General features: G+C 40.1%; 1 protein-coding gene. It reads right to left on the minus strand.

Going from position 1 to position 688, the window contains the following annotated elements; translation table 11 throughout:
• Positions 1-244: 244 nt before the first annotated feature.
• Positions 245-688 (minus strand): IS30 family transposase (locus AOQ32_RS08430; RefSeq protein ID WP_148666552.1); only part of this gene is annotated, 444 nt, incomplete at its 5' end.

Raw genomic sequence — 688 nt, forward strand, 5'->3', positions numbered from 1 at the left:
TGCAACCCTAAAATTAACAACGTAAGTAAACAATCGCTCCGAGGCTTGGTATAAGGCCTTTTTTATTTTTAAAAAGTTTTTTGGTTTTTCTATCGTCGAAAAAGAATCGGTTATTTTCGCTTCTTTTTTCGCTGAACTTCTTGAATTATAACGTACTTGTTATCAAATGCCAAGCGCGTTAACTTTTAGATCAACGCAAAAAAGCCAGTCCCTGACTGGTTCAAAAAAATTCAATTGTTGCTCTTTAAGATGGGTTTAAGAATCGTTGGTCAAATGCGACCTGACGATATTGGCAATGCCGTCTAAATGCTTGTAATCGGCTCCTGTAACGATGTGTTCGCATCGGGCGAGTGTTGATACTCATGACCGTTTTATCGAGCTCAGATTGGCTTATATGGGCGAAATCGGTTTTCTTTGGATAATATTCCCGCAAGAGCTTATTAAAATTCTCGTTGGAACCACGTTCATACGGTGAATACGCATGGGCATAATAATATTTCACGCCATGCTGATCCAACATTTGTCGCGTCTGCAAGGCAATGAACTCGGACCCTCGGTCACAAGTCACACTGTCCACACAACCTTTATATTTTTCGCAGAACTTTGAAATAGACTTGCTGACGGTATAAGCGGACTTATCCTTAATAACCATTGAGACCGCATAGCGACTAAAGCGTTCTACAAAAGT

The organism is Fructobacillus tropaeoli, assembly GCF_001047135.2.
Classification (GTDB): Bacteria; Bacillota; Bacilli; order Lactobacillales; family Lactobacillaceae; genus Fructobacillus; species Fructobacillus tropaeoli.